15 protein-coding genes are annotated in these 16,089 nt (G+C 63.4%); 11 read left to right on the forward strand and 4 right to left on the reverse strand.

All coding sequences use genetic code 11. From position 1 onward, the window contains the following. Positions 1 to 13: 13 nt before the first annotated feature. Positions 14 to 979, reverse strand: a complete 966-nt coding sequence (locus tag HNQ40_RS02115) for a metallophosphoesterase family protein (protein WP_184675910.1) — start codon at positions 977 to 979, stop codon at positions 14 to 16. A 121-nt stretch (positions 980 to 1,100) separates the two neighbouring features. Between HNQ40_RS02115 and HNQ40_RS02120 the strand changes: the two genes are divergently transcribed. The 7 genes from HNQ40_RS02120 (at position 1,101) to HNQ40_RS02150 (ending at position 8,025) form a co-directional block, all read left to right on the forward strand. Continuing rightward, complete coding sequence (locus HNQ40_RS02120) at positions 1,101 to 1,805, forward strand: hypothetical protein (protein WP_184675913.1); 705 nt, start codon at positions 1,101 to 1,103, stop codon at positions 1,803 to 1,805. Positions 1,806 to 2,079: 274 nt separating this feature from the next. Further along, a complete protein-coding gene (locus HNQ40_RS02125) occupies positions 2,080 to 2,973 on the forward strand; it encodes a hypothetical protein (RefSeq protein WP_221435338.1) in 894 nt (297 codons plus the stop codon). Between the two features lie 14 nt (positions 2,974 to 2,987). Next, positions 2,988 to 3,821 carry a hypothetical protein gene (locus HNQ40_RS02130; RefSeq protein ID WP_184675918.1) on the forward strand — a complete coding sequence of 278 codons (834 nt, stop codon included), beginning with the start codon at positions 2,988 to 2,990 and terminating at the stop codon, positions 3,819 to 3,821. Between the two features lie 142 nt (positions 3,822 to 3,963). Next, positions 3,964 to 4,890: a hypothetical protein gene (locus tag HNQ40_RS02135; RefSeq protein WP_184675920.1), complete on the forward strand. Its 927-nt coding sequence runs from the start codon at positions 3,964 to 3,966 to the stop codon at positions 4,888 to 4,890. 332 nt (positions 4,891 to 5,222) lie between these two features. Next, positions 5,223 to 5,924, forward strand: a complete 702-nt coding sequence (locus tag HNQ40_RS02140; protein WP_184675922.1) for a PEP-CTERM sorting domain-containing protein — start codon at positions 5,223 to 5,225, stop codon at positions 5,922 to 5,924. 77 nt (positions 5,925 to 6,001) lie between these two features. Continuing rightward, entirely contained in the window at positions 6,002 to 6,892 is an 891-nt protein-coding gene (locus HNQ40_RS02145) for a type II secretion system protein (RefSeq protein ID WP_184675924.1), read from the forward strand. A 23-nt stretch (positions 6,893 to 6,915) separates the two neighbouring features. Beyond that, the gene (locus HNQ40_RS02150) at positions 6,916 to 8,025 is read left to right on the forward strand and encodes a DUF6607 family protein (protein WP_184675926.1); all 1,110 of its coding nucleotides are present in this window, start codon (positions 6,916 to 6,918) and stop codon (positions 8,023 to 8,025) included. A 124-nt stretch (positions 8,026 to 8,149) separates the two neighbouring features. Here the strand turns inward: HNQ40_RS02150 and HNQ40_RS02155 are convergent, their stop codons facing one another. Genes HNQ40_RS02155 through HNQ40_RS02165 form a run of 3 tightly spaced genes read right to left on the reverse strand, consistent with a single transcriptional unit; the run spans position 8,150 to position 10,013 of the window. Next, positions 8,150 to 8,443, reverse strand: a complete 294-nt coding sequence (locus HNQ40_RS02155) for a P-II family nitrogen regulator (protein WP_184675928.1) — start codon at positions 8,441 to 8,443, stop codon at positions 8,150 to 8,152. A gap of 4 nt (positions 8,444 to 8,447) precedes the next feature. Beyond that, a complete protein-coding gene (locus tag HNQ40_RS02160; protein ID WP_184675930.1) occupies positions 8,448 to 9,473 on the reverse strand; it encodes a sodium-dependent bicarbonate transport family permease in 1,026 nt (341 codons plus the stop codon). Positions 9,474 to 9,530: 57 nt separating this feature from the next. After that, positions 9,531 to 10,013 (reverse strand): carbonic anhydrase, encoded by a 483-nt coding sequence (locus tag HNQ40_RS02165; RefSeq protein WP_184675932.1) that lies wholly within the window; start codon positions 10,011 to 10,013, stop codon positions 9,531 to 9,533. A 157-nt stretch (positions 10,014 to 10,170) separates the two neighbouring features. Between HNQ40_RS02165 and HNQ40_RS02170 the strand changes: the two genes are divergently transcribed. The 4 genes from HNQ40_RS02170 (at position 10,171) to HNQ40_RS02185 (ending at position 16,038) form a co-directional block, all read left to right on the forward strand. Further along, positions 10,171 to 11,058, forward strand: a complete 888-nt coding sequence (locus tag HNQ40_RS02170; protein ID WP_184675934.1) for a hypothetical protein — start codon at positions 10,171 to 10,173, stop codon at positions 11,056 to 11,058. Positions 11,059 to 11,535: 477 nt separating this feature from the next. Continuing rightward, on the forward strand, positions 11,536 to 12,252 hold the full coding sequence (locus tag HNQ40_RS02175) for a DUF3553 domain-containing protein (protein ID WP_184675937.1): 717 nt from the start codon (positions 11,536 to 11,538) through the stop codon (positions 12,250 to 12,252). 111 nt (positions 12,253 to 12,363) lie between these two features. Then, positions 12,364 to 14,595 carry an NAD-dependent DNA ligase LigA gene (gene ligA, locus HNQ40_RS02180; RefSeq protein ID WP_184675940.1) on the forward strand — a complete coding sequence of 744 codons (2,232 nt, stop codon included), beginning with the start codon at positions 12,364 to 12,366 and terminating at the stop codon, positions 14,593 to 14,595. Positions 14,596 to 15,417: 822 nt separating this feature from the next. Beyond that, positions 15,418 to 16,038, forward strand: a complete 621-nt coding sequence (locus HNQ40_RS02185) for a hypothetical protein (protein WP_221435339.1) — start codon at positions 15,418 to 15,420, stop codon at positions 16,036 to 16,038. The last annotated feature ends 51 nt before the right edge of the window (positions 16,039 to 16,089 follow it).

Genomic DNA, 16,089 nt, shown 5'->3' on the forward strand with positions numbered 1-16,089 from the left:
AACGCAAAATAACTCACGCCGCGACGATGGTAACGTCGTCGTCCAGCCCATCGTGACGGGCGGGGACCGCGGGGTTATTCAGCGTGTATTGCGCCAACGGCTTCTCACCGAAGCGGTGGCCTTTAAGGTTGTATTTCACCGGCCAGACGCTGAGCTCACCGCCATCGATGACCACGGCCCGCGGGTTGCGTGGCGTCTGGTAGGCACCGGTGTTGATGATGTAGCGCCCGCCATCGGGGACCACCACGTCGTTGCCGATGGTCAGGGGTTTGTCGTCGTGCCAGATACCCGCGCGGTGGATGTGGCCGAAGATGAAGAACCGCGACTCGGGGGCGAAGCGTCGGGCAAAGCCCATCGCCCGGCGGGGGATCGTGTACCAGTAGTACAACGCCTTGGCGACCTTGACGCCCTGCGACGACCGCCGATTGACCTTCCGGCCGAGCCCGAAGCGTTCGAGCCCGCGACGCAACGCGTTAGCGTCTTCATGTGAATGCGGCTGGGTCACGAAGTGGTCCCACTGCACCACCGAGGCGTGCTGACACGCGGCGAGCTGGTGGTCGATGTCCCGGGCCTTCTCGGGGTCGAGCGAGAGCACCGCGTCGGCGTGCAGGGCCTGGAGGTGCTTGGCGTGGTCGGTCCAGGGCGAGATGGCCGGGTGCAGGATGTCGCCGTGGGTGACGAAGATTTCGCGGTTGGCCAGGCGGAGGTATCGCCGGTCGGTCAGCAGCGGGTCGTGGTTGCCGGAGATGAACGTGAGCTTGACGCCGTCCGCCTCGGCGAGGTCGATCAGCTCCAGGACCTGCCGTGCCGCGGGGCCGCGCAGTTTTTCGTCGGCGATCTCCGCGACGTCGCCGTTGAAGATCACCTCGCTGGTGCCCTCCCAGAGCGTGCGCAGCGCCGCCGCCGACCCCGCACCTCGGCCGGGGTTGGCCAAGTGGGTGTCCGACAGGATCACGATCCGTCCAGCGGGCGCACTCATCTCCCCTCCTATCGGGCAGGCCCGCAAGGCAAATAACCGGAACCTGCCGCTCCCCGATCCCGCGAACCGTTCGCGGGGTTCTCGCAGAATCGGCACGTCCGGAGGGGTTATCCTGTGTGCGGTGAAAAAGGCATCTCCCACCATCGAGCTCCGCTCCGAACGCATCGTGATGACCATCGAGCTGCTCATCGAGCGGATCGACTACCGCCTACCCGGCCGGGGCCTGGGCAACACCGCCCGCCTGCTACGGAGCCTCGCGGGGGAAGCGGTCAGCAAATCCGTCGACGTGCAGAAGCCCAACATGACGCTGCGGGTCATCAACGCCGTGATCGTCAGCGCGATGCTGGGCGTGCTGATGAAGATCGGGCTGTCCTACCTCCACGCCCTGCGGTTCAGCGACACCTACGAGCCCTTCTCGGTGCTCGAAGGCATCGACGCGGCGATCAGCACCGTCGTCTACCTGGGCCTGCTCATCCTCTTTGTCTTCTCGGTCGAGACCCGGCTCAAGCGGCGCAAGGTCCTCGCGGCCGTGCAGGAGATGCGGGCCCTGGCCCACGTCATCGACATGCACCAGTTCTCCAAAGACCCCGAACGACTGGTCCACGAAGAGCTCATCGTGATCGACCCGACCAACCCCGACGCCAAGCCCCAGGTTGACCAACTTACCCCGTTCCTCATGGGCCGATACCTCGACTACTGCAGCGAGATGCTCTCGCTCATCGGCAAGGTCGCGGCGCTCTACGCCCAGAACACCCAGGACGCGGTGGTCCTCGCCGCGGTCGACGAGATCGAGACCCTCACCACCGGGCTGTCGGGCAAGATATAGCAGAAGATCATGATCCTCGACCAGATCGTCGCGGGGCAGGCCAAGAGTTCTTAATGCGAAATTGACCTTGTGCAGACGCAGGCGGGCTATAGGATGATCTCGGTTCAATTCCGTTGATTGTTTTATTTTCCGTGGTTCTGAGGCAGGTGATTTCGTGGGTGGCAAGAGGTTTCGTGGTGATTCCCCAGCGGGGAGATTGAGCGTAATTGCTAAATCCAACGCATCGAGGCGCGGCGGCGTCCTTCGATCGGCGATCCGTTGGGCGGCGGTTTCGTTGGTTCTCGGCGGACTCCTGATCGCGAACCCATCCTCCGCCGCGCCGTCCTTCCACACCGTCAAAGACAACCAATGGGTGCACGGCAGCCATGTGTTGCGCACGCTGGTCGACCAGTGGCTGGTGGTCGATCTCCAGAACGAAGACAAGGCCTACCTCTGGGACGTCAGCATCACGGCCGAGCAAGACCAGACCCGGATCGTGCTGGGCATGAGCAGCGAATTCATCTTCGCCGCCGTCCTCAAGGGCCAAGCTAACTGCGAAGCGGGCGTCCTCGAATCCGGCGACGTGCTGCTTCTTCGCCACCTCGGCACCACCCCGCCGGGCAAGAATGTTTTCGCGGCGCGTGAGTTTGCTCAGACCCTGCGCGACGCCGGACGCAGCGACCTCGCCACTGATCTCGACCGCACCATCAAGGTCCAGAAGCAAAAGCGTTTCTGGGGCGTGCTTCGGCCGACCAACCTCAACGTCGGCTCGCCGATGAACGACGACGTCGAAGCCCTCCGCCAGAGCTACACCACCCCGACACTCGTCCGCCTCAAGCGCTCGGTCGACGACATCCACGAACTGCCCGAGCTCGTCGCGTTCACCTTCCTCCAGGCCGCCAACGCGAACAACGCCGAGACGATCGCCGCCCTGCTCGACCCCACGCCGTTCCGCAGCTCGGCCAAAGAGGGCCGACTCGAAGAAGACCGCCGCGCCATCGCGACCCGGGTCCTCGAGCAGAACTGGGCCAGCGGCATCGCGCTCGGCTCGATCAAAGCCACGCCCGACCCCATGCGTTTCGTCTTCCTGGCCGGCAACAAGCCCTACCAGATCCACCTCACCGTGTTCGATGGCGGCGTCTTCGTCCAACGCATCGAACCCATCACCGCCGCCACCCCAACCCCCTGATTCCGAGGCCCTCCATGACCCGATCCATCCCCCGCCACCTCGCCACAACCGCATTCGCCGCCGGCCTGCTCGCCACCCCCGCCGCCATGGCCCAGGAAGCCGACGCCTTCACGCCCCAGCAGATCGAGCAGTGGCTGACCGAGATGCACCCGGCCATCGACGCACCCACCTCGGATTCCTCCGAGACGGTCCTGCTTTCGTTCAGCGACGGGCAAGGCAGCATCGAGGTGCCCATGGACCCCTTCGGCACCGGCAGTTCCACCGTGGACCTGTGGTGGAATCAGCAAGCCGCCGCCGCGTCCTCCGATGCCGCGGGGGGCGAAGCACCCAACGCCGCCAACCGCATCCTGGCCCGGGGCGAAGGCCAGTCCGCAGCGCTGCAGAACCTCGCGCAACGCGAAAGCAACCTGTCGACTAATCTGGGCAACCTGCAGGCGTTCGTGTTGCAGGTCGCGTCCAACACGCAGACGCAGTCCTCCTCGTCCGGTTCTTCGTCGGGCTCCGCTTCTGATGCCTCATTGGCGGGTGTCACCCTTTACGCGGGTGATTCCAATCTTGAAGGCTCCATTTCGGGGAGCTACACGGTCTATCAGGATAGTTTTGTCTTGGATCTCGGCGAGGACATGTCAGAGGGTCTCGTACTCGATCAAACCCAGGCCGCGTTCTTGAGTGAAAACGTTCTAAACAACTCGTCCAACGGCAGTAGCGAATGCATGTTTAACGGTACCGGATTCGTGTGCCCCAACAGCACGACAAGCCACAGTTCCTCAAGTTCGAGCTCGAGTTCAAGCTCCTCCTCCAGCGCTGGCTTTACCATCAGCAGCTCATCGGTTTCCTTTTCGCAGTAACGATGAATGCACCACTGAGCCCTTGCAACTGAAACCCATTTGAGCGAGCCACAACCGATTGGCGTTTCCAAGCCGAGATCTCCCCGGCCGCTATCGGTCTGACGCCTGCAAACGATCTCCAACCTTTGCCCCTCCGCAACCTATGTGCCCATTCCGTACGTTCATCCTGATCCTCGCCCTGGTTTCGACAGGTTTACTCCCCTGCACCACACTCGCCCAGCCTGGCTCGCCCAACGAAGCCGCCCGCCAACGCGACACGGTGCCCAACCCGTTTAACCCCACCCGCACCACCGAGGGTGACCCGGCCGTCAGCACCGACATAGACGACGATCTGCTGCTCCTGGCCGAGCACGACATCTTCTTCGCAGGCGCCACCGCCGGGGTCGAGATCACCAACAACGCTTTCGTGGACGACACCAAAGAGAACGACCTGGTCGGCCTCGGCGAATTTTTCTTCGGGGCCGAAACACTCGTCGGCGAGCGGGTCGATGTCACCGCCCTGATCGCGGTCGGCGGATTCCGCTACCAGGACTTCGACGAACTCGACTCGGACTACTTCACCGCCGGCCTCGTCGCATCGACCCCGGTCAAAGGCGTCACCGTGGGCGGCTTGCTCATCTACGACGACATCATGGCCCAGGGTGATAGCGCCGCCGAACTCACGCAGACCCGCATCGGCACCTACGTGCAAGACACCTGGGTGCTGGACAACGGCCTCCAACTCACCGGCCGGGTCCAAATCGCCCGCGTCCTCGCCAGCCCGAGCGACTACGAGTCGAACCAGATCTGGGCAAGGCTAACGGGCTCCTACGTCCTCTCCCCCCAGGTCGGCCTGGTCGGCGGGGTCGTCTGCGAGTACGAGGCCTACGACGACTACTTCGAAGACATCACCGGCGAATCACGCGACGAGTTCACCGTCTCGGGCTTCCTCAACCTGCGCTACATCTTCAACCCCAACGTCGAAGCCTTCGTCGGCCTGGTCTACTCCCAAAACGAGAGCTCCCTCGACCAATTCGACTACAGCATCACCAGCCTCACCCCCAGCATCTCTATCTCGGCCCGGTTCTGAAGCTCCGGCTTCGCATCCACAACGGCCCCCTCGATATCAACCCTTCGAGTCCCCTCCCCTGTCAATTTAATGAGAATTATTCTCAACAACATTGACAGCCCCAATTAGCACCGCTACTCTCCTGTTAATGAGAATGCGTCTCAATGATTATTGAGACGAAAAAGTGGGCGGCTGGCGTACCTAGCAAGCAACATCCAACCGCCCGAGTTGACGGCCGTGAGGTCGCCGAACCCCATCCTCCGGTATCCGGTGGGGATTGGCAATCACGGCCTATCCCCCACCCCACTCAGCCCAAACGCTGAGCGACTTTTGGATACCCAGGAGAACCCAAGATGGGCCCCAAGTTCAGTACCCGCCTCGCTCTCGGCATGATCGCCTGCTTCGCCCCCCTGTCGGCTAGCGCCGCGTTTGTCTCCCCCACCAGCTGGAGCCGTGGGATCGGCGGAACGACGTATCAGGAGTGGGATGTCTTCTCGACCAACAGCGGCGCCACCCCCGACGTGGGCAATGTCAACGGCAACGGCACCGCCTCGCTCACCGAAACCGTCAGCGGGTCGTTCATCACCAGCGGCGGCAACATCTACCACGCCGGCGCGGCCTCGTCGTTCACGGTGACCACCCCCGAAGCCGACGTCACCGCCCCGGCCCCCGACCACAACGTCACCGCCATCGTGCAGATCCGCAGCCAGGGCACCGAGTTGGACTACAGCTCGGTGCTGCTCAACGGCATCGCCGCCGTGGATACCGCTGAACTCGGTCGCATCGCCCTCGGCGGCTTCGGCGGCGAGCTGGTCGACAGCTGGTTCCTCTTCAACATCCCCTACGCCGCGTTTGGTGACGGCATCCCGGGCGTGGAAGACCTGACGCTGACCTTCAACGCGACCGGCGCCCACATGAGCCTCGACCGCCTCTCGATCGACACCGCCATCCAGCCCTTCGGCTTCTACGCCGAACCCAACCCCGTGCCCGAGCCCGCCTCGCTGGCACTGCTCGGGCTGGGCGCCATCACGATGCTCACCCGTCGTCGCGCCTAATCGCTTAGCACCCGCCTTCCCGCAACCGCCAAAGCGGTTGCGGGGATTTTTCATCCTCGATCAGACGAATCACGAATATGCGTCGACCCGTTCAATCCAAACCCAAACTCGGCTTCACGCTGATCGAGCTGCTCGTGGTGATTTCGATCATCGCGTTGCTGATGGGCATCCTGCTGCCCGCTCTGGGCAAAGCCCGCAAGGCCGCCCAACAAGCCAAAGGCCTGAGCAACCTCCGGCAGATGATGATCGGCTACAACCTGTACCAGCAGGACCACGACGGCCAGGTGCTCTGGGGATACACCCCGCCGACCATCGCGGGTAACCCCGTGCAAACGCAAACCACCACGGGCCACACATTCGGCATCCCGGTCGCCGAACGCTACGCGTGGCGTTTCGAGCGCTACGTCAACGGCGTCTGGGACATCCTGCACAGCCACCAGGCCGTGCCCGACATCCCCACCACCAGCGACTCCCCCAGCGACGCCTTCCTCAAGGCGTACAACCTCAGCCTCTACCCCAGCATCGGGATCAACTCGGTCTACGTCGGCGGGCACTACGGGCCGTTCGACGGCTTCAGGCTCTCGCCCTCCCTGGGCGATTACGTGCCCAACCGCGGACAACACGTGGTCTTCCGGGCCATCGAGGCGCAACGCCCCAGCGAACTCATCGTCTTCGCCGAGGCCCAGGCCCGGCTGGGCGACGACCCCGCGTTTTCCGACGACCCGCAGGCCGGGCTGCACTTCCTCACCCCACCCCACGCCAACGGCGAACGGTGGCGTGCCGATGGCGACCGCTTCGACAACCTGATGCCCGTGAGCATCGCCGGCATCCCCGAGGGCCGATACAGCACCGCCACGAACACCGCGTTCTTCGACGGACACGCCGCCGGCCTGTCCGCCTCCCAACTCGACGACATGCGTCTCTGGGCCAACAAGGCCAAGACCGCCGACTACGACTTCTCCCCCTAACCCGACCGAAAGGTATTCCGATTATGTTCCGCCTGACTCTGACCGTTCTCACCGTGGTCCTCACGCTTACTTTCGCCATCGGCACCGCCAGCGCCTGCGAGCCCTGCGGCTGCGAAGGCAAAGCCGCCGACAAACTCAAAGACACGCTGACCGAAAGCGCCGCCGCACACGACCACGACCATCCGCACACCCACGGCGTCTCCCACAGCCATCACGGCGAATCGCTCGCCCCCGAAGCCGACCGCCAAGCCATCCTCGCCATGGCCGGTGAGTACAAGGTCAAGTTCCAGTTCCAGGAAACTGTCGCCATCGAGGCCGACTACGAACTGAAAGACCCCTACAACTCCAAGGCCACCGAGTTCGTTGAGGTCATCGCCGACACCGGCGATTTCATCTCGCTCCAGCACATCCTCGTGATGCAGCCCCGCGACGAAGAAGGCAACCTCAAGGAAGACGCCGAGGCCGTGGTCGTCAAGCACTGGCGGCAGGACTGGACCTACCAGGACACCGAGCTGCTCGAGTTCCGCGGCAACCAGACCTGGGAAACCGTGACCGTCGATCCGGCCAAGGTCCAAGGCACCTGGAGCCAGGCCGTCTACCAAGTCGACGATTCGCCGCGTTACGAGGCCTACGGCACGTGGGAACACGTCGGCGAACGCTCGGCCTGGAACTCCGAAACCACTTGGCGTCCCCTGCCCCGCCGTGAATTCTCCAAGCGGTCCGACTACCAGGTCCTGGTCGCGCACAACCGCCACACCATCACGCCCGAAGGCTGGGTCCACGAGCAAGACAACCACAAGCTTGTCCTCGACGACCAAGGCCAACCGCTCAAAGTCATCGCCCACGAATCGGGCCTGAACGTCTACGACCGCACCGACGACGTCGACTTCACCGCCGGCCGGGTGTACTGGGAAAAGACCGCGGCCTACTGGGAAGACGTCCGCGAAATCTGGGCCGACACCTTCGAGCAAAACGCTTCGTTCACGTTGGCGAAAGAAATCGACGGCGAAAAGCTGCACAGCGCCTTGTTCAAGATCGCTTCGGACGCCAAGGACAACGGCCACTCCGAAGAAACCAAGGCCGCGGCCAACGACACCGTCCTGGCCTACCTGACCCAACCCGCCGCAGACTAACACGGGGCGGAGGAAGAACCATCAGCCCGACGCGACACCCCGTCGCGTCGGGCTGCTTTTTTGTGTTTCTGTAGCCGTTGCTCAACGAGCGGATCAACTGATCTCACCGAACAGGTTGATTGAATCAGTGCATGATCCACTGCGCATCGCTGACGAGACACAAGCCGCCGAAGCGTTTGAGGATGGGTTTGATCTTCTTGACCGCCGGGTCGACGAGGGATTCGTCGCAGGCCGAGATCACCATGCAGTTCTCGAACGCGCCCGACACGCCGTCGATCCGCCGGGTGCCGCGGTCGCCCGAGCCGGACACGCCGTTGATGACGGTGTAGCCGGTGACGCCGACACTTCGCAGTGCCTCGATGACCCGATCGGCGTGGACGGTGCCGATGACGATTTCCATGCGTTTGATTGGTTTCATGGGGTTACGCCCAGAGCGCCTCGATGATCGCCAGGTACAACGGGATCCCGACGGTGATGTTGAAGGGGAACGTCACCGCCAACGACATGGTGACATAAAGACCGGGGTTGGCTTCGGGCACCGCCAGACGCATGGCAGCCGGCACCGCGATGTAGCTCGCGCTGCCCGCCAGGACCGCCAGCAGCAACGCATCGCCCTGCCCCACGCCCAGCAGCCACGCCACCGCGATGCCCAGCGATGCGTGCAGCGGCGCACTCAGAATCGCAAAGGCGATCAGCGACGGACCACAGCGACGCAGGTCCGACAACCGCCGCGCGGCAACCAGACCCATGTCCAACAGAAACAGGCAGAGCACGCCCTTGAACGGCGTGTAGACGAACGGCTGGATACTGTCCCACCCCTTCTCGTCGATCGCGATGCCGATGAGCAGCGACCCCACCAGCACGATCACCGCGCCGTTGAAAAACGCTTCCCGCAGCAGCTCGCCCCAGTCGATCTTGCCCCGGTCCTCTTGGGGCAGCGGATCGGAGGAGGAATCGCTGTCCTTGGCGGGGGACGCGAAGTAGCGGGCGAGCAGTACGCCGACGACGATCGCCGGGCTTTCCATGAGCGCCATCGCGGCGACCATGTAGCCGCCGGGGGTGTAGGCCGGGTCGGTGCTGTTGAGCGAGTCGAGGAAGTTGGTGGCGGTGATGAAGGTGACCGCGCTGATCGAGCCGTAGGTCGCCGCCATCGCCGCGGCGTTGGGCACGTCCAGCTTCAGCCGCAGGACGAAGAACGACCAGAGCGGCGTCGCTGCCGACAGCCCCACCGCCGCGAGAAGAATCAGGACGACCGAGGTGTCGATCTCGCTACGCATCAGCTCGACGCCGCCGTGCAGCCCAATGGCCATCAAGAGGTAGACCGACAGGAACTTCGGGATGGGTTGCGGCAGCGCCAGGTCCGACCGAACGACCGCGGCGAACACGCCCAGCCCGAAGAACAGGATCGCGGGGGTTCGCAGGTTGTCGAGGAGTAGAGAAACATCCATGTTGATTCACACCATAGCGGTTTCCAAACCGCACGCCCCCCAACCCGTCCGACGAACTCAGTTCGTGGAAACCGCCTCCGGATGGACTTCCTCAAACTGCACCCGGTCGCCCACCAGCCGTGCGAATATCGTCAACACCCGCAGGCTCGGGCGCATCTTGCGCAGCTCCGCCGCAGCCGCGCCCAGATCGAGGTCCTGGGCGGGCTTGATCTGCTCGAACTGCTTGCCCGGCATCGCGTGGGCGTAGAACGCGCAGTTGTGGTGCTGGATCAGGACGATGGTGTTGAGGTTGTGGGCTTCGATCAGAAAACGGATCTGGGACTTGATCCCGATGAGTTCGTTTTCGCTGGTGTAGTGCCCCGCCAGACACGCCGGGCCGCCGGGCACCGCGAGGCGGTCGTATCGCGGCAGGCATAAATGGTGGTGGAGGAAGTCGTCGAACTGTTCGCCGAATCGGCCGTCTGAGCAGTAGATGGCCAAGGCGTTGATGCGTTCGGCTTCGAACGGCTCGGGGCTGGTGAAAACCGGGGAATCGGGCATGGGCGTCGATCTCCGCAGAGACATGTAGAAACCACTCGCCCCATGATGGAAGGAAAACGCCACCAAGTCCAATGCGGAATTCTTGGCCTGAGTGTTTTCCCCTGATTCGTTGTCCGAGGGGCCTGCCTCTCTCGGCAATGGGAAGTAAAGTGTGCATATGCCCGAAGATGCCACCCCGCCCGCGGATACAAAGGTAGCGACGCCCGAGAGCACCCCGTCTGCTGCAGGAGGCGATTCCGCGATGGCCAAGAAACCCCCCAAACCCAAAAAGGTCAAGCCCCCGATCCGGCAGGTGGTGTTCCACACCTACCCGAAGCTGCTGTTCATCTGGCCGTTGATCGTGGCGGGTTTCATCCTCTGGCCGACCGTGGCGATGTGGGACTGGAACGCGGAAGTGATCGGCTGGATCTACCTCATCACGATCGTGGTGGTGGTCCTGACCGTGGGGGTGGACCTCGAACGCGACCACGCGGTGTTCTGGCTGGTCGTGTTCCTGGCGCTGTTTTTCCTGGGCAAATGGCTCGATGCGCGGTTCGATAGCCTGACCGTGGTGGGCGACGCTTACCGCTGGCTGGCGAACCGGGATGTGCAATACGACCCGTCGTTTGGGCTGTGCCTGAGTCTGCTGTTGCTGCCGCCGTACGCGACGATGCTGGTGTACGCCCGGCTGCAGCACCGCTGGCGGATCACGCACAACGAGTTCGAGCACTACTCGTGGGGCCGAGCCGACGACTCGCTGGCCCGCGGAGCCAAGCGGGTGCGGAGCACGTTCCCCGACCTGCTGGAGCTGCTGCTGTGCGGCGCGGGGACGCTGGTCGTGTACTCCGCGACCGGGCGGACCGAGCTGCGGCGGATCCCGCACGTGCCGATGATTTTCCTGGTGCGTCGACGGATCAACAAGCTGCTGGAGACGACCTCGGTGGTGACCCGCAGCGAGAAATATCAGAACGAACTCTACGAAGAAGAGGCTGATACCGAGCAGGACGAGGAAGACGCCCTGCCGGGCGAGGAGAGCCGGGGGATCGGCGGGCGTGATCCGCTCTGATTTTTCGACACAACCTTCTTTGGAATAAAAGATTACGACCCGTCTGATTGACGAGGTTTCGTTAAAGCCAAGAAAAAACCCACGCGAGTTCAGGAAGAACTACGCGCGGGCTTCCGGGGGTCGAATTTGGGGGTAATCCCTTAGTGAGGGAAGTATAGGCACGAATTCAGGCGGGTCAAATCCGACGCTTTAAAAAGTTCCCATCTGCCCCACCGAAGGCGTTTTCTAGCTATAATATTGCAGTCTGCTCGACAGGCAGCCGATAGCGCTTCGGATGGGATGCCCGGGTTGAGAGCCGGGCGAACGCTCCCAGGGGATTGATTTACTGTCCTTCTGTGATACTTCTTGGGTCCGACCGGCGATTCTGCTGGCGTACGCCCCATCCGTTTGTACTAGACCGTTTTTGTGTTTATCCATGCTGTGGATGCTCGGCCCCGCCGGCACCAGCCTGACGTACCCTTTTTGTAGAGCTACCCCATGACAACCCCGATTCGTTTCGCCCAAGGCGATACGGTCCGCCACCCCAAACGCCCCGAGTGGGGCGTGGGTACCGTACGCAGCATCCAGGCCATCGCTCAGCCCGACGGCACCCGTGCCCAGCGGCTCACCGTCGATTTCGCCAACCAGGGCCGAAAGAACATCAACACCGCCATCGCCCCGCTCATCCGCGAAGGCGAGGCCAAGCCCGTCGCCCCCGCCAAGCCCAAGACCCGTCGCAACACCCCCCAGCCCCCCCTGCCCCAGCCAAAAACCGCCAAGGCCGCCGCGTCGGTCACCCCCAACGGCGACGGATCCGCGGGCAACGGCTCCAGCGGCAGCGGTTGGCTCGACGCCATGGACCCCGACGGCGCCAAGTCCAACGAACTCTGGGACCTGCCCGACGAGCTCTCCGACCCCTTCGCCAGCCTCCCCGAACGCCTCGCCGCCACGCTCAAGACCTACCGCTTCTCCACCGAGCCGCGGGCCCTCATGGACTGGGCCGTCGTGCAGACCGGCCTCAACGACCCGCTGTCCAAATACACCCGCTCCGAACTCGAGCAGGCCTTCCCCCGCTACGTCCGCGACCGCGACGCCCACCTCAAAGACCTGGTGCGTCAGCTCAAGCGCGAAAACAACTTCGCCGCACTGAAAGACGCCGGCCGAGGCCTCTTCCCCGCCGCCCAATCGGCGTTGGACAAAGCGATCCGGAATTAACCAGTAGGGAGCAGGCAAACGTATTGGCACAAATGAAAGCCCGCGGATGGCGCAGCCTTCCGCGGGTTCCTTTTCGCGCCTCATCACACCCACAAACTTACAATCCCACTCATGCCCGCCACCGCCGCACAACAACAACGCGCCGCCACCCTCCGGGACGAGTTGCACCGCCACAACCGGCTGTACTACACCGACGCCGCGCCAGAGATTTCCGACCGCGAGTTCGACGAACTGCTCCGCGAACTGCAAGACCTCGAAGCCGAGCACCCCGAACTGCTCACGCCCGACTCGCCCACGCAGCGTGTCGGCGGTGCGCCGATCGAGGGTTTCGTCACCGTGGCCCACACCGTGCCCATGCTGTCGATCGACAACACCTACAGCAAGGAAGAACTCGACACCTGGATCACCCGCGTCGGCAAAGAGATCGGCAAAGACTTCCCCGACGACGGCGGCCTCTTCGGCGGCGACAGCGACCAACCCCCCGCCACCCAACTCATCCTCGAACCCAAGATCGACGGCGTCGCCCTCTCCCTCCGCTACGAAAACGGCGTCCTCACTCAAGCCCTCACCCGCGGCGACGGCACCAAGGGCGACGACATCACCCACAACATCAATACCGTCAACGCCATCCCGCTCCGGCTCGAACCCTCGCCGGGCGTGCGGGCTTCAGCCCGCATGCCCATCCCCGACGTCCTCGAAGTCCGCGGCGAGATCTACATGCCCAACGCCGTGTTCGAACGCGTCAACGCCCAACGTGAGCAAGACGGCCTCGAACTCTTCGCCAACCCCCGCAACTCCACCGCCGGCACCCTCAAACAAAAAGACCCCGCCAAGGTCATCCGCGGCCTGGCCTTCATCGCCCACGGCCGAGGCGTACTCGAAAGCGAAACCACCGACGGCTTCGATCAGACCCACGACCGATTTCTCGCTTCGCTCAAGCAGCTCGGCCTGCCGACGCATGAAGACTTCCGCGTCTGCGAAACCGCCGATGAGGCGTGGGACTTCGTCGCCGAGTTCGACGAGAAACGCCACACCCTGCCCTACGCCACCGACGGCATGGTCATCAAATTCAACCGCTACGATGTGCAGGACAAGCTCGGCACCCGGTCTAAATCCCCGCGTTGGTGCATCGCCTACAAGTACGCCGCCGAGCAAGCCCAGACCGTGCTCGAGACCGTCGAATGGCAGGTCGGAAAAACCGGCAAGCTCACACCGAGGGCGACCATGTCCCCCGTCTTCCTCGCCGGCACCACCGTCACGCATGCGTCGCTGCACAACTTCGGCGAGATGCTGCGCAAAGACATCCGCGTTGGCGACACCGTCGTCATCGAGAAAGCCGGCGAGATCATCCCGCAGGTCGTCCGCGTCGTCCTGGAGAAACGGCCGAAGAACACCCAGCCGCCCACCGCACCCGACCGTTGCCCCGAATGTGGCACGCCGGTCCAGATCGAGATGGACAGCCGACGCGTGCAGGAACACGAGGTGTACGCACGCAAGGTCGAACGCGAAAAAGCCAAGGCCGAGAAACTCGCCGCCAAGCCCAAACACATCGAGCCGCCCGAACCGTTGGGCCCGCTCGACGAGACCGCCCGCTACTGCCCGAACCCCGAGTGCCCCGCCCAGTTCCGTGAACGGCTTATCCACTTCGTCGGCCGCAACCAGATGGACATTGATGCGCTGGGCGAAAAGACCATTCATCAACTCGCCGACGCCGGGCTGCTCACCAACCTCGGCGACATCTTCCAGCTGCACGAAAAACGCGAGGACATCCTCGCCCTCGAACGTATGGCCGAGAAGAAGGTCGACAACCTCGTCCAGGGCATCGAAGACGCCAAGGGCCGCGGTCTGGCCCGCGTGTTGGCCGGACTGACGATCCGTCACGTGGGCAACAGCGGGTCGCGCGTTTTCGCCCGGGCGTTCGGTAATGTCGACGCGCTTGTCGCCGCCGACCTCGAACAACTTGAGGCCCTCGAAGACGTCGGCCCGATCACCGCCCAATCCCTGTACGACTTCCTGCACAACGAAACGGGACAGCACGTCATTGATGAACTCAAACAAGCCGGCGTCGACCTGACCGAAGAGCAACCGGCCGTGGTCGAAAGCAGCGGCGACTCGCCCTTCGCCGGCAAGAAGATCGTCCTCACCGGCACCCTCGAACACTTCAAGCGCAACGACCTCAAGGCCAAGCTCGAAACACTCGGCGCCAAGGTCAGTGGCAGCGTCAGCAAGAACACCGACATCCTGATCGCCGGCGAATCAGCGGGGTCCAAACTGACCAAGGCCGAGTCGCTGGGTGTTGAGGTATGGAACGAAGCCCAACTGCTCAAATCGCTCCCCGAGTGATTCGGCGGGTTCAAATGTCAAAGAGCGAATCCGTGTCCCCCGCCTCACCCGCTGCCGTGGCCGGCGTGGGGTGGGCGGGTTGGGTTGTCGTTTCGATCCGATCGCGGAGCTTCAGAGACGCGGAGACGCGGAGCAAGGCAGGAAGACTTTGGTTTAAAAACCTATTGCCTTGGTTTTCCTCCGCGCCTTTGCGTCTCCAAAGCTCCGCGATCGGATCGAAACGAATCCCAGAACACGGACCCTCGACCAACGACGACGGGTTCCGACCTTGAGCGATCCCGGCAAGGTGGTGAGCTCAAGTGTCGCCACGCACCCGACGTGTGCGTCAGCCCGGCTCCACGGATATGGGCGTGCTTGGTGCCTTGCCTGTGCGACCTTCACGCCTGAAGTGCCACCGTGGTCCGACATTAGGGGACAGAGCGGGCCAGGTGTGCGCACAGAAAAGTCGCTGATTTCACGGAGATGAGCAATGACAAGGAGTAAGAATTTTTCTGCGTTGATGTTTTTCTGCGTTCGGGCGTGCCCCGTTGTGCGCACGGATCCGACTTTAGCCCGGGGTCAATGACCCCGGGCCGCCGCGGGGGGCAATGACATGATCGTGGCATCCACTCAAACCATACGAAACGGATTCATTGGCTCGGACCACGCAAACCCAACACGTCTGCCGCAGCAGCCCCGGGTCATTGACCCGGGGCTAAGGGGGCGGGGCTAGCCCCCAATTCTGCGAGTCGGCCTCGCTATCGGCCGATGTCTGAGTATGCTGGGGGGGCAACTCCCGTGGGGCGTTCTGCCCCGTTTTTCTGTCTCGATGGGGCTGGGTCCATGTCCGTACCCGAAATCTATATCGCCACGGCCATCGAAACCGACGGGCCGATCCCAGGGCCGCACTCGATGCTGAGCCTGGCGTCGGCGGCGTACCAGAAGAACAAGACGCTCGTCTCGACGTTCACCGCCAACCTCGAGTTGCTGCCCGAGGCCGAGGGCGACCCCGACACGCTGGCGTGGTGGAAGAGCAAGCCCGATGCGTGGGCGGTCTGCCGTCACGAGGCCGAGCCGGTGGGGCCGGCCATGCGCGAATACGCCGAGTGGGTCGAGCACCTGCCCGGCCAGCCGATCTACGTCGGCCACCCCGCGGCGTCGGGCTACATGTTTGTGACCTGGTACCTCCACCGCTTCGTCGGCCACAGTCCGTTCGGCCGGGGCGCGCTGGACCTGCGCACCCTCGCGATGGCGTTGCTGCACAAGCCCTACCGCGGCTCGAAGATGCGCCACATGCCCGACGCCTGGCTGCACGACTCGCCGCCGCGCACCTACGTTGCGCTGGATGATGCGCTGTCGGTCGGGCGATTGATGTGCCATATGTTCGACACGTGGAACACGCTGCCTCCTTTGTCGTTCGAGAAACTCGAAGCGGAAGACCTGCCGCTGCGCTGGTCGGAGTGAGGGGGTGACAAAACCATTGAGATTCTGGGGGATTTCGCTGGGATCAACGTC

The sequence above is a fragment of the Algisphaera agarilytica genome (assembly GCF_014207595.1).
Classification (GTDB): Bacteria; Planctomycetota; Phycisphaerae; order Phycisphaerales; family Phycisphaeraceae; genus Algisphaera; species Algisphaera agarilytica.

Coding starts and splice junctions, on each gene's coding strand:
- ligA (WP_184675940.1), top strand. CDS start 12,364: ATGCCCGCCACCGCCGCACAACAACAACGCGCCGCCACCCTCCGGGAC.
- HNQ40_RS02165 (WP_184675932.1), bottom strand. CDS start 10,013: ATGCCCGATTCCCCGGTTTTCACCAGCCCCGAGCCGTTCGAAGCCGAA.
- HNQ40_RS02145 (WP_184675924.1), top strand. CDS start 6,002: ATGCGTCGACCCGTTCAATCCAAACCCAAACTCGGCTTCACGCTGATC.
- HNQ40_RS02160 (WP_184675930.1), bottom strand. CDS start 9,473: ATGGATGTTTCTCTACTCCTCGACAACCTGCGAACCCCCGCGATCCTG.
- HNQ40_RS02170 (WP_184675934.1), top strand. CDS start 10,171: ATGCCCGAAGATGCCACCCCGCCCGCGGATACAAAGGTAGCGACGCCC.
- HNQ40_RS02155 (WP_184675928.1), bottom strand. CDS start 8,443: ATGAAACCAATCAAACGCATGGAAATCGTCATCGGCACCGTCCACGCC.
- HNQ40_RS02175 (WP_184675937.1), top strand. CDS start 11,536: ATGACAACCCCGATTCGTTTCGCCCAAGGCGATACGGTCCGCCACCCC.
- HNQ40_RS02115 (WP_184675910.1), bottom strand. CDS start 979: ATGAGTGCGCCCGCTGGACGGATCGTGATCCTGTCGGACACCCACTTG.
- HNQ40_RS02185 (WP_221435339.1), top strand. CDS start 15,418: ATGTCCGTACCCGAAATCTATATCGCCACGGCCATCGAAACCGACGGG.
- HNQ40_RS02130 (WP_184675918.1), top strand. CDS start 2,988: ATGACCCGATCCATCCCCCGCCACCTCGCCACAACCGCATTCGCCGCC.
- HNQ40_RS02135 (WP_184675920.1), top strand. CDS start 3,964: ATGTGCCCATTCCGTACGTTCATCCTGATCCTCGCCCTGGTTTCGACA.
- HNQ40_RS02150 (WP_184675926.1), top strand. CDS start 6,916: ATGTTCCGCCTGACTCTGACCGTTCTCACCGTGGTCCTCACGCTTACT.
- HNQ40_RS02140 (WP_184675922.1), top strand. CDS start 5,223: ATGGGCCCCAAGTTCAGTACCCGCCTCGCTCTCGGCATGATCGCCTGC.